Origin of the sequence: Streptomyces sp. NBC_01296 (assembly GCF_035984415.1) — a bacterium.
Classification (GTDB): Bacteria; Actinomycetota; Actinomycetes; order Streptomycetales; family Streptomycetaceae; genus Streptomyces.
Genome location: NZ_CP130720.1, coordinates 6,207,798 through 6,219,718, shown reverse-complemented (window position 1 = coordinate 6,219,718; position 11,921 = coordinate 6,207,798). Strand labels below are relative to the sequence as shown.

The following is an 11,921-nucleotide window of genomic DNA, read 5'->3' as shown; positions in this document are numbered from 1 at the left end:
GAAATTCACCGCTCTCCGGACGGACGCCTCTTGACGCTCCGTCTCATCGACTTCCATCTCTGCCCGGTCCGCTTCCAGCCGGTTTTCGGCTGGCGCATCGCGAGCGCCGCGCGCGCCGCCGGCTCCTCCCGCGCGAAGGCGATGAGCAGTCCGACCGCGAACATCGTCGGCAGCAGCGCGGACCCTCCGTACGAGAACAGCGGGAGCGGGACTCCGGCGATCGGCAGCAGACCGAGCACCGCACCGATGTTGATCACGGCCTGCGCCGTGATCCAGGTGGTCACGCCTCCCGCGGCATACCGTACGAAGGAGTCCTCCGTGCGTCCGGCCACGCGGATACCCGCATAGCCTAGAGCCGCGAACAGGGCGAGTACCGACAGCGTCCCTGCCAGACCCAGTTCCTCCCCGGTGATGGCGAAGATGAAGTCGGTATGGGCTTCGGGCAGTTGCCCCCATTTTTCCACACTGGCACCCAAACCGGAACCGAACCATCCGCCGGATGCGAGGGCGTAGATCCCGTGCACGGCCTGCCAGCACAGGTCGTTCCGGCCGGGATCCGTCGCGCCGATGCAGGCGATCCGGTCCATCCGGTGCGGGCTGGTCTTGATCAGCAGTGCGACGATCACACCCGCGAACGCCAGCACCGCGACGAACATCCGCGTTGGGGCTCCCGCCAGCCACAGCAGGCCGAACAGGATGGCTCCGAGGATCATCGCGGTGCCCATGTCCCCGCCCAGCATGATCAGCCCGAGCAGCAGGAAGGCCACCGGGACCAGCGGCACCAGCAGGTGCTTCCACTGGCTCAGCAGCTCCTTGTCGCCCTTGCGGGCCAGCAGGTCGGCGCCCCAGAGGATCAGGGCCAGCTTGCCGAACTCACTGGGCTGGAGCATGAACGGACCACCAAGGGAGATCCAATTCTGGTTGCCGTTGATCGCCACCCCTATCCCGGGGACCTGGACCAGGACCATCAGGAACAAGGTTCCTGCGAGCACGGGATAGGACAGCGCCCGGTGCAGTTTGACCGGCATCCGGGAGGCGACCAGGAGCAGCCCGGTGCCGATCAGGGCGGCCAGGAACTGCTTCTTGAAGAAGTACGCGTCTCCCAGGCCCAGCTGGAGCGCTTTGATCATCGAGGCCGAGTAGACCATCACCAGGCCGAGCACGGTGATGAGCAGCGAGCTGCCGAAAATCAGGTAATACGCGGTGAGGGGCCGGTCCCAGGCCTTGCGCAACTGCCGTTGCGTACGCCGGATGCGCTCCAGCGGCCCGCGCCCGGCGGGCCGCCGCACACCCGCCGTCGGACGCCTGCGGCCCTGCGCCTTGACCGTCCTGGCGGACTTGGCGGGATTCGCGTTCTTGACGGACTTGACGGCCTTCACGGCGGACGGCCGCCGCCCCGGCAGCACTTGCTTGGCCGGCATGTGTGACCTTCCCCTCCACTCGTACGACGAGCAGCCGGTCGGGGAGGACTCGCCGGCCTGAGAACGGACCGGCCGGACCTACGCGCTCTCGGCGGCCAGTTCGCGCACCGCGTCCGCGAATGCGTCCCCGCGCTTGTTGTAGTTCGCGAACATGTCCATCGAGGCACAGGCCGGGGCCAGCAGAACCGTGTCGCCGGGCTCTGCGAGCCGGGCCGCTTCCCGGACCGCTGCGAGCATCGCCCCAGTGTCGGTCCGCTCGAGGTCGACGACAGGGACCTCGGGGGCGTGTCGCGCCAGCGCCTCGGCGATCAGCGCCCGGTCGGCGCCGATCAGCACCACGGCGCGCAGCTGCTTGACCGACCGCTGGACGAGCTCGTCGAAGGTCGCGCCCTTGGCGAGGCCGCCGGCGATCCACACGACGGGCTCGAAGGCCGCCAGGGAGGCTTCGGCGGCGTGCGTGTTGGTGGCCTTGGAGTCGTCGACGTACGTGACCCCCGCGACCTCGTCCACGTGGGCGACGCGGTGCGCGTCGGGGCGGAAGTCGCGCAGTCCGTCGCGGACCGCGCGCGGCTCGACGCCGAAGGCGCGGGCCAGGGCGGCCGCGGCGAGCGCGTTGGCGATGTTGTGCGGGGCCGGCGGGTTGACGTCCTTGACCTCGGCGAGCTCCTGGGCGTTCTTCTGCCGGTTCTCGACGAAGGCGCGGTCGACGAGGATGCCGTCGACGACGCCGAGCATGGAGGGGCCGGGGGCGCCGAGGGTGAAGCCGATCGCCCGGCAGCCCTCCTCGACGTCCGCCTCGACGACCAGGGCCTCGGTGGCCGGGTCGGCGACGTTGTAGACGCAGGCGACCGTGTTGCCCTCGTAGATCCGGCCCTTGTCGGCGGCGTACGCCTCCATGGAGCCGTGCCAATCGAGGTGGTCGGGGGCCAGGTTGAGCACGGCGGCCGAGTGGGCGCGCAGCGAGGGTGCCCAGTGCAGCTGGTAGCTGGAGAGTTCGACGGCGAGTACGTCGTACTGCTCCTCGCCGAGCACCACGTCGATGATCGGGGTGCCGATGTTGCCGACGGCCGCGGTCTTCAGGCCCGCGGCCTTCAGGATCGACGCGAGCATCTGGGTGGTGGTCGTCTTGCCGTTCGTGCCGGTGATGGCCAGCCAGGGGGCGGCATCCGGGCCGCGCAGCTGCCAGGCGATCTCGACATCGCCGACGACGTCCACACCGGCGGCCGCGGCGGCGGCGAAGAGCGGGCTGTCCGGCTTCCAGCCGGGCGAGGTGACCACCAAGTCGGTGCCCTCGGGCAAGACGTCGCCGGCGCGTGCGCCGTCGGCCAGGTGTCCGAGGCGGACCTCGACGCCCAGCTCCGCGAGCTCAGCGGCCCGCGCGCGGTGCGCGTCGCCGTCCCCGTTGTCGACGACCGTCACAACGGCGCCGAGGCCGGCCAGGGCGCGGGCGGCACTGATGCCGCTCACGCCGAGACCGGCGACGGTGATGTTCTTGCCCGGCCAGGAGGTCACTTGTCCGCTGCCCATCCCGCGTAGAAGAGTCCGAGACCCACGATCACGCACATGCCCTGGATGATCCAGAACCGGACCACCACCAGGACCTCGGACCACCCCTTCAGTTCGAAGTGGTGCTGCAGCGGGGCCATCCGGAAGACGCGCTTCCCGGTGAGCTTGAAGGAGCCGACCTGGATGACGACCGACATGGTGATGAGGACGAAGAGGCCGCCGAGGAGGGCGATCAGGAACTCCGTGCGGGAGCAGATCGCGAGACCGGCGAGGGCGCCGCCGAGGGCCAGCGAGCCGGTGTCACCCATGAAGATCTTGGCGGGCGAGGTGTTCCACCACAGGAAGCCGAAGCAGGCGCCCATCAGCGCGGAGGCGACGATCGCGAGGTCCAGCGGATCTCGTACCTCGAAGCACGCGTTGGGGTTCGTCAGGGTCTGCGCGTTGGCGCACGACTCCTGGAACTGCCAGACGCCGATGAAGGTGTAGGCGCCGAAGACCATCACCGCGGCGCCGGTGGCCAGGCCGTCCAGACCGTCCGTCAGGTTCACGCCGTTGGACATGGCCAGGATCATGAACAGCGCCCAGACGACGAACAGCACCGGGCCGATCGACCAGCCGAAGTCCGTGACGAACGACAGCTTGGTGGAGGCCGGGGCGTTGCCGCGCATGTCCTTGAACTGCAGCGCGAGCACCGCGAAGGCGATGCCGACGATCAGCTGGCCGGCCATCTTGGCCTTGGCCCGCAGACCGAGCGAGCGACGCTTGACGATCTTGATGTAGTCGTCGAGGTAGCCGACGAGGCCCATGCCGGACATCAGGAAGAGCACCAGCACGCCGGAGAACGTGGCCGGGCTGCCCGTGATCACCTTCGTCAGGGCGTACGCGATGATCGTCGCCAGGATGAAGGAGATGCCGCCCATGGTGGGCGTGCCCTTCTTCCCGGCGTGCCCGCGCGGGCCGTCGTCGCGGATGAACTGGCCGTAGCCCTTGCGGGCCAGCAGCTTGATCAGCAGCGGGGTGCCGACCACGGTCAGGAACATGCCGATGACACCGGCGAAGAGGATCTGCCTCATCGGTCGGCGACCTCGCCCCCGCCGGCCAGCAGCGCCAGAGCGACCCGCTCCAGGCCGACCGACCTGGAAGCCTTCACCAGCACGACGTCACCCGGGCGCAGTTCACTGCGCAACAGGTCGATCGCCGCCTGCGCGTCGGACACGACCACCGACTCCTCACCCCACGAACCCTCGTTATATGCGCCCAGTTGCAGCCAGGACGCTTCCCTGCCCCCGACTGCGACGAGCTTGCTCACGTTGAGCCGGACGGCAAGCCGTCCCACCGCATCGTGCTCGGCCAACGATGCGTCCCCGAGCTCGGCCATGGGACCGAGCACCGCCCACGTACGTCCCCCGTCGGCCTTGGCGGCGCCGCCCATCGCGGCAAGCGCGCGCAGAGCGGCCCGCATGGACTCGGGATTCGCGTTGTAGGCGTCGTTGACGATCGTCACGCCGTCCGCCCGCTCGGTGACCTCCATCCGCCACCGGGACAAGGTGCCCGCCTCGGAGAGCGCGGTGGCGATCTCCTCCACGGACATGCCCAGTACATGGGCGACGGCGGCCGCGGCGAGCGCGTTCGACACGTGGTGCTCACCGTACAGGCGCAAGGTCACTTCGCCGCACCCGGTGGGTGTGTGGAGTGTGAAGGAGGGTTGTCCTGCCGGTGTCATCCGGACTTCGGTGGCCCGCACCTCGGCGTCGTCGGCCTCGCCGAAGAGCACCGTACGGGCCTTGGTCCGGGCGGACATCGCGCGCACCAGCGGGTCGTCGGCGTTGAGGACGGCGACTCCGCCCTCGGCCTCGGACGGCAGGGCCTCGACCAGCTCCCCCTTGGCCTGGGCGATCTGCTCGCGGCCGCCGAACTCGCCGATGTGGGCGGTCCCGACGTTGAGGACGAGTCCGATGCGCGGTGGGGTCAGGCCGGTGAGGTAGTCGATGTGCCCGATGCCGCGGGCGCCCATCTCCAGCACCAGGTGCCGGGTTTCCTCCGTGGCGCGCAGCGCGGTGAGCGGCAGGCCGATCTCGTTGTTGAGGGAGCCCGGGGTCCACACGGTGGGTGCGTGGGTCTGGAGCACCTGGGCGATGAGGTCCTTGGTGGAGGTCTTGCCGGCGGAGCCGGTCAGGGCCACCACGTCGGTGCCGAGCCGTTCGACGACCGCTCGGGCGAGGGCGCCGAGGGCCTTCTCGACATCGGCGACGACGATCGCGGGGACGCCGACGGGCCGGGCGGCGAGGACGGCCGCGGCTCCGGAGGCGACCGCGCGCTCGGCGTAGTCGTGGCCGTCGACGTGCTCGCCGGCGAACGCGGCGAACAGGCTGCCGGCCTCCACCTGGCGGGAGTCGATGACGACGGGCCCGGTGATCCGCACGGACGGATCCGGTATGTCGTGGGGCCGCCCGCCGGTGATGTCGGCGATCTCGGCGAGGGAAAGGGCGATCACTGGTTCACCTCGGCCTGTCGGACGTTGCTGCCTTGCTGGCGTTCGATCGCGGCGCGGAGCACCGCACGGTCGTCGAAGGGCCGTACGACGCCCGCGGTTTCCTGGCCCTGCTCGTGGCCCTTGCCGGCCACCAGCACCGTGTCGCCGGGCTCGGCGCGGGCGACTGCTGCTGCGACGGCCGCGGCCCGGTCGGCGTCGACGAGGACCGTGCCGCGCTCTTCGGCGGGTACGGAGACGGCGCCCTCGAACATCGCGGCGAGGATCGCGAGGGGGTCCTCGGAACGCGGGTTGTCGGAGGTCAGCACGGCCGTGTCGGCGAACCGGGCGGCCGCTGCGCCCATCGGGGCGCGCTTGGTGGTGTCGCGGTCGCCGCCGCAGCCGAGCACGATGTGCAGCTTGCCGGTGGTGACCTCGCGCAGTGCGCGCAGCACCGATTCGACGGCGTCCGTCTTGTGCGCGTAGTCGACGACGGCCAGGTACGGCTGGCCCGCGTCCACCCGCTCCAGCCGGCCGGGGACCCCGGGGACCGCGGCGACGCCGTCGGCGGCGGTCTGCGGGTCGAGGCCGGCGGCGGCGAGCGTGACGATCGCGGCGACGGTGTTGGCGACGTTGAACGGGCCGGGCAGCGGGGCCGTGGCCCGTACGCGCTGCCCCTCCGGGCCGACCAGGGTCAGCGTGGAGTCCATGTGCCCGAACACCACGTCCTCGGCGCGCCAGTCGGCGGCCGCATCGCCCGCGGCGGAGAAGGTGACCACCGGGATCGCGGCCTCCTTGGCGAGGCGGCGGCCGTACTCGTCGTCGATGTTGACCACCCCGAGGCGGGCGCGGCGCTCGGTGAAGAGCTGCGCCTTGGCCTGGAAGTAGTCCTCCATGTCGGAGTGGAACTCCATGTGCTCCGGGCTCAGGTTGTTGAAGACGGCGACGTCGAAGACGCATCCGTCGACCCGGCCGAGCACCAGGGCGTGGCTGGAGACCTCCATGGCGACGGCCTCGACCCCGCGTTCGCGCATGACCGCGAACAGGGCCTGGAGGTCGGTGGCCTCGGGGGTGGTGCGCTCCGACTTGATGCGCTCGTCCCCGATGCGCATCTCGACGGTGCCGACCAGTCCGGTGCTGCGTCCGGCCCCGCGCAGACCGCCCTCGACGAGGTACGCCGTGGTGGTCTTGCCGGAGGTGCCGGTGATGCCGATCTGGAGCAGGCCCTCGCCGGGACGGCCGTAGATCGCGGCGGCGAGCTCGCCCATCCGGCCGCGCGGGCCGTCGACGGCGAGGACCGGCAGGCCGGTCGCGGCCGCGCGCTCGCCGCCCGCCGGGTCGGTGAGCACGGCCGCGGCGCCGAGTGCGGCCGCCTGGGCCGCGAAGTCGGCGCCGTGCAGCTTGGCGCCGGGCAGGGCCGCGTACAGGTCTCCGGGGCGCACGGCACGGGAGTCGTGCGTGATCCCGGTGATCTGCGGTCCGGTCGGCTCGTCCGCGGCCTCGAGGCCGACCAGGTGCGCGAGCTCGGGCAGCGGGATCGGTCGCACGGCCTGGGGCCGGGGCGCTCCCGGCGGCGTTGCCGGGGCGGCTTTCTGGGCGGTTCTGGGCTGATCAGCGTGGGGCACGGCGGTGAGCGTACCGGGCTCGGCGGGCCGCTCGCGAAGTGAGGGCCCGGCCGTGCCACCGGCGGCCGTCGGGTTCCCGGGTTTCGGGGTGATCGTTGTCACTGATGGTGCCTCACGGATTTCTGGCGGGCCGGCGGGGCGGCCCGGGTCACTGGCCGGGCTGCGGGGTGGGCTGGGGGGCGGGCTGTGCGGCGGGCTGGGGACCGGCGTCGAAGGTGACCGGGAGCCCGGCGGGGGCGCCTCCGGTCGGGGCGACCTGGAGGGTCTTGAGGGCGAACTCCATGACCTTCTTGTAGATCGGGCCGCAGATCTGACCGCCGAAGTAGCTGCCCTTGGTGGGGTTCTGGATGGCGCAGTAGACGGTGATCCGCGGGCTGTCGGCCGGCGCGAAGCCGGCGAAGGAGGCGGTGTAGCCCTTGTAGCGGCCGGTGGCCGGATCCACCCGGTTGGAGGTACCGGTCTTGCCGCCGACCCGGTAGCCGGGGATGCGGGCCTTGGTGCCGGTTCCCTCCTGGTCGTCGACGACCGACTCGAGCATCTCGGACAGCGCCTTGGCGGTCTCCGGGCTGATCACGCGGGTCTGCTCGGGAGCCGGCGCCGGGGTGAAGCGGCCGTCGGGGCCCTTGGTGCCGCGGACCAGGGTGGGCGCGATCCGGACTCCGCCGTTGGCGATCGTCGAGTACACGGAGGCCGCCTGCATGGCGTTGAGGGAGAGGCCCTGGCCGAAAGGGATCGTGTACTGCTGGGAGGTGGACCAGGCCTCGGGCCGGGCGAGGATGCCGCGGGACTCGCCCGGGTAGTTCAGGCCGGTGGGCTGCCCGATGCCGAACTTGTTCAGGTAGGAGTAGAGGACCCGGTTGGACTCGGGCTGGGTGGCGCCGAGCTGGCCGGTGGCCAGGATGGTGCCGATGTTGGAGGACTTGGCGAGGACCCCGTTGAGGGTCAGGTACCAGGTCGGGTGGTCGATGTCGTCCTTGAACAGCCGGTCGCCGCGGTGCAGCCGGTTGGGCACCTCGACGTGGGTCTCGGGCGTGGCCTTCTTCTCCTCCAGTACGGCGGCCATCGACATCACCTTGGCGGTGGAGCCGGGCTCGTAGACGTCCTGGAGGGCTGCGTTGCCCATGGCGGCGGAGCTGGCCTTCGACAGGTCGTTGGGGTCGAAGCCGGGGGCGTTGGCCATGGCCAGCACCTCTCCGGTGCGGGTGTCCTGGACGATGACGTAGCCGCGGTCGGCCTCGGACTTGGCGACCTGCTCGGTGATGGCGCTCTGCGCCGCCCACTGGATGTCGCGGTCGATGGTCAGCTCGATGTCCTCGCCGGGCACGGCGGGCTTCTCGCTGGATCCGGCCGTGGGCACGCGGCGGCCGCCGGACTGGGCGTACGTGATGGCGCCGTCCTTGCCGGACAGCTTCTTGTCGAGGGAGGACTCGAGGCCGCCGGCGCCCTTGCCCTCGGCATTGACGTAGCCCAGTATCCCGGCGGCCAGGTCCCCGCCCGGGTACACGCGCTTGCTGCTGTCCTCGTTGAACACGCCGGCGAGGACGTTCGCGCCGGGGCCGTTGTTCTTCTTGTCGGCGGCGGCCTTGTCGGCGAAGACCCGCTTGAGGTCCTTGATCTGGTTCCAGACCTGGGGGGTCTGGCGGCGGGCGAGGACGACGTAGCGGGTGTTCTTGGTCTTCAGGCGGGCGGCGATCTCCTTGGCGTCCTTGCCGAGGATCGGCGCGAGGAGGGCGGCGGCCTGCTCGGGGGCGTCCGGGGCCTTGCTGTCCTGCGGGGTGAACATCTTCGGGTCGGCGGTGATGTCGTACGCGTCGACGCTGGTCGCGAGCGCGACGCCCTTGCGGTCGGTGATCTCGCCGCGCTCGGCGGCCAGGGTGTAGCTCGCGAAGCGGTTCTCGGAGGCCTTGGCGGAGTACGCGGAGGCGTCGACGGCCTGCACCTGGAGCAGCCGCACGACGAAGGCGAGCATGACGAGGGTCAGCCCGACGCTGACGAGGCGAAGGCGGGGCTTGGGGCTGCCGAGGCGGATGGCGTGCGCCTGCCGCGCGGGGGCGGGCCGCCGGGTCGCGGGCCGCGAATTGGCCCGCGCCCGCTCACCGCCTCCGGGCCGCGCCCGTCCGGGCCCGGGCACCCGTCGCCGCCCTTCCTGCCCCCTCACGCCACCACCCCGAGGGGCTGTACCGCCACCGGGCCCGAACAGCTCCGGGGGGTCCGGGCCGAGCCCGGGCGGGGGTCCCTGCCGGACGGAGTCAGGGGGAAGGGCGGGCGGGGGACGGCTCCGCGCAGCGGCAGCCCGTCGGGCCGGGCGGGGGCGGGGGCGGGCAATCCGGTGCAGCGTCCCGCAGGGGGAGGCGTCACGACGTCACCTTCCGGGGGTCGGGTTGGACTGAGGGGCTCCGCCCGGCACGGACTGGCCGGTCTGCGGTGCGCCGCCCACCGGGGCGGAACCCGGGGTGCCGGCCGGGCCGCCCGTCTGGGCGGGAGCCTGGGGGCCGCCTGAGGCAGAGCCCTGCGTGCCGGCCTGGGCAGCGCCTGCGCCGCCGGGCGGAGCGCCGCCCGGGGCGGAGCCCGCGGTGCCTCCCGGGGCGGTGCCGGGGGCGGCGGGCTGGGACGGGCCCGGGGCTGCGGACTGGGTCGGGGGCGGGGGCTCCGCCACCGCTGCCGTCCCCGCGACCTTGCCGTCCGGGCCGATGAAGACCGGGCTGCCGCCCGGGACCAGGCCCAGTTCGTGCGCCCGCCGCTGCAACGCGTCAGGCGCCGAGTACCCGTCCACGTCCCGCTGCAGCGCCTGTTCCTCGTCGGTGAGCGCGGTCGTCTCCTTCTTCAGCCTGCTCAGCTGGAAGGAGCCCTGGTTGAGCGCCGAGTTCAGGAGCAGCAGGCTGATCAGCCCGCCCGCGAGCAGCGCCACCACCAGCAGCACGAACGGCGTGCGCGCCGCCTGCCCCGGAGGGCCGCCGCGCAGCCGCCCCAGTCCCCCGGCTTTGCTCACAGCCGCGCCTCCCGGATGCGCTCGACTCCGCGGAAGCGGGCCGGAGCGGCCCGCCGGTTCTCGGCGATCTCCTCCTCCGTGGGCAGCTCCGCGCCACGGGTGAGCAGCTTCAGCTTGGGCTGGTACTTCTCCGGGACCACCGGCAGCCCGGCCGGGGCCGTCGAGGCCGCGCCCGCCGCGAAGACCTGCTTGACGAGCCGGTCCTCCAGCGAGTGGTACGACAGCACCGCGATCCGGCCGCCCACCGCGATCCGGTCCACCGCGGCCGGGATCGCCCGCTCCAGACCCGACAGCTCGCCGTTGACCTCGATGCGCAGCGCCTGGAAGGTCCGCTTCGCCGGGTTGCCGCCCGTCCGCTTCGCCGCCTGCGGCAGCGCGTCCCGGATCAGCTCGACCAGCCGCGCGCTGTTGCTGAAGGGCTCCTTGTCCCGCTCGCGCACGACCGCCGACACGATCCGCTTGGCCTGCTTCTCCTCGCCGTACTGGCGCAGGATCCGCACCAGCTCGCCGGGCGCGTACGTGTTGAGGACCTCCGCCGCGCTGATGCCCGTCGTCTGGTCCATCCGCATGTCCAGCGGCGCGTCCTGCGCGTACGCGAACCCGCGGTCGGCCTCGTCCAGCTGCATGGAGGAGACGCCCAGGTCGAAGAGGATGCCCTGGACGGCCGGGATGCCCAGGCCGTCGAGCACCTCCGCGATGTCGGCGTAGATCGCGTGGACGAGCGTGGCCCGGTCGCCGAAGGGCGCGAGCCGCTCGCCGGAGAGCCGCAGGGCCTCCTTGTCGCGGTCGAGGCCGATCAGGTGCGCCTCGGGGAACCGGGTCAGCAGGGCCTCGCTGTGGCCGCCGAGGCCGAGGGTGCAGTCGACGACGACGGCCCCGGGCCTCTCCAGCGCCGGGGCCAACAGGTCCAGGCACCGCTGGAGCATCACCGGGACATGTCGGGACTCGCTAGTCAAAGCGCCCTCTCAGATAACGGCGCGGCAGGCATACGCCGCGCCGCGCACGCGGAGTGTTACCAGGGGGCCGGGCGGCCGGTCAGGGCCGGGCTCCGGCCGGTTCGCGTCACTTTAGTGCAACGGTCGCCGCGGTCAACGAACCGCCCCGCGCGCCGTGCGCCCCTCTCGCACGGAACCCCCAAAAGCCGCGAATCACCTGAATGGCCTCCCTCGCCTCACCCCTGTGGGTTAGCTCACAACAACGCCGGTTGACCTTCTTTGTCCACCCTCACTCCATGCCTTTACCCGCGGTGACCACTAACGTCGTATGCATGACGACTTCCGCATCCCTGCCCGCAGAGTCCACCCCCCAGGCATCCAGCGGCGACTCCGTCACGGACCGGCTGGTTGCGGCGAACCGGCAGTACGCCGCGGAATTCGCGGACCCCGGCATGGACGCCCGCCCCGTGCTGCACGTGGCCGTCGTGGCCTGCATGGACGCCCGCCTCGACCTGCACAAGGCCCTCGGCCTCGAGCTCGGCGACTGCCACACCATCCGCAACGCGGGCGGCGTGGTCACCGACGACACCATCCGCTCACTCACCATCAGCCAGCGCGCCCTCGGCACCCGCACGGTGATACTCATCCACCACACCGGCTGCGGTCTCGAAAGCCTGACCGAGGACTTCCGGCACGAACTCGAGGACGAGGTCGGCCAGCGCCCCGCCTGGGCCGTCGAGGCCTTCCGGGACGTGGACCAGGACGTCCGCCAGTCCATGCAGCGGGTCCGGACGAACCCCTTCCTGCCGCACCGCGACGATGTGCGAGGCTTCGTCTTCGACGTGCACACCGGACTCCTGAGGGAGATCGATCCCGCCTCGTGAGTGACACAAGGCCACAACGCCGTCAAGAATGCGGGAAGACGCCACCCGGAAAACCGTCCGGGCCGGCGTCCTTGTCGGGGTGGGCCGAAGT

9 protein-coding genes are annotated in these 11,921 nt (G+C 71.8%); 1 reads left to right on the top strand and 8 read right to left on the bottom strand.

Features of this window, described 5'->3' with window-relative positions; genetic code table 11:
* Window positions 1–5: 5 nt before the first annotated feature.
* The 8 genes from ftsW to rsmH form a co-directional block, all read right to left on the bottom strand.
* Window positions 6–1,421, bottom strand: a complete 1,416-nt coding sequence (ftsW, locus tag OG299_RS28310; RefSeq protein ID WP_327363006.1) for a putative lipid II flippase FtsW — start codon at window positions 1,419–1,421, stop codon at window positions 6–8.
* 78 nt (window positions 1,422–1,499) lie between these two features.
* On the bottom strand, window positions 1,500–2,948 hold the full coding sequence (murD, locus tag OG299_RS28305; RefSeq protein ID WP_327363005.1) for a UDP-N-acetylmuramoyl-L-alanine--D-glutamate ligase: 1,449 nt from the start codon (window positions 2,946–2,948) through the stop codon (window positions 1,500–1,502).
* A complete protein-coding gene (mraY, locus tag OG299_RS28300) occupies window positions 2,930–4,000 on the bottom strand; it encodes a phospho-N-acetylmuramoyl-pentapeptide-transferase (protein ID WP_266630082.1) in 1,071 nt (356 codons plus the stop codon). The genes murD and mraY overlap by 19 nt, the downstream gene beginning before the upstream one ends.
* Window positions 3,997–5,421 carry a UDP-N-acetylmuramoyl-tripeptide--D-alanyl-D-alanine ligase gene (locus tag OG299_RS28295; protein ID WP_266630080.1) on the bottom strand — a complete coding sequence of 475 codons (1,425 nt, stop codon included), beginning with the start codon at window positions 5,419–5,421 and terminating at the stop codon, window positions 3,997–3,999. The genes mraY and OG299_RS28295 overlap by 4 nt, the downstream gene beginning before the upstream one ends.
* Entirely contained in the window at window positions 5,418–7,124 is a 1,707-nt protein-coding gene (locus tag OG299_RS28290; protein ID WP_266630078.1) for a UDP-N-acetylmuramoyl-L-alanyl-D-glutamate--2,6-diaminopimelate ligase, read from the bottom strand. Before OG299_RS28290 ends, OG299_RS28295 begins: the two co-directional genes overlap by 4 nt.
* Window positions 7,125–7,170: 46 nt before the next feature.
* Window positions 7,171–9,153, bottom strand: a complete 1,983-nt coding sequence (locus tag OG299_RS28285; RefSeq protein WP_327363004.1) for a peptidoglycan D,D-transpeptidase FtsI family protein — start codon at window positions 9,151–9,153, stop codon at window positions 7,171–7,173.
* A gap of 231 nt (window positions 9,154–9,384) precedes the next feature.
* On the bottom strand, window positions 9,385–10,011 hold the full coding sequence (locus OG299_RS28280) for a cell division protein FtsL (protein WP_327363003.1): 627 nt from the start codon (window positions 10,009–10,011) through the stop codon (window positions 9,385–9,387).
* The gene (rsmH, locus tag OG299_RS28275) at window positions 10,008–10,937 is read right to left on the bottom strand and encodes a 16S rRNA (cytosine(1402)-N(4))-methyltransferase RsmH (RefSeq protein ID WP_389871141.1); all 930 of its coding nucleotides are present in this window, start codon (window positions 10,935–10,937) and stop codon (window positions 10,008–10,010) included. Before rsmH ends, OG299_RS28280 begins: the two co-directional genes overlap by 4 nt.
* 305 nt (window positions 10,938–11,242) lie before the next feature.
* Here rsmH and OG299_RS28270 point away from each other — a divergent pair, with 305 nt between their 5' ends.
* A complete protein-coding gene (locus OG299_RS28270) occupies window positions 11,243–11,830 on the top strand; it encodes a beta-class carbonic anhydrase (RefSeq protein WP_406511966.1) in 588 nt (195 codons plus the stop codon).
* The last annotated feature ends 91 nt before the right edge of the window (window positions 11,831–11,921 follow it).

Excerpts from the sequence above, each read along its gene's own strand:
- murD (WP_327363005.1), bottom strand. The coding sequence starts at position 2,948 with ATGGGCAGCGGACAAGTGACCTCCTGGCCGGGCAAGAACATCACCGTC.
- rsmH (WP_389871141.1), bottom strand. The coding sequence starts at position 10,937 with ATGCTCCAGCGGTGCCTGGACCTGTTGGCCCCGGCGCTGGAGAGGCCC.
- mraY (WP_266630082.1), bottom strand. The coding sequence starts at position 4,000 with ATGAGGCAGATCCTCTTCGCCGGTGTCATCGGCATGTTCCTGACCGTG.
- ftsW (WP_327363006.1), bottom strand. The coding sequence starts at position 1,421 with ATGCCGGCCAAGCAAGTGCTGCCGGGGCGGCGGCCGTCCGCCGTGAAG.
- OG299_RS28270 (WP_406511966.1), top strand. The coding sequence starts at position 11,243 with ATGCCTTTACCCGCGGTGACCACTAACGTCGTATGCATGACGACTTCC.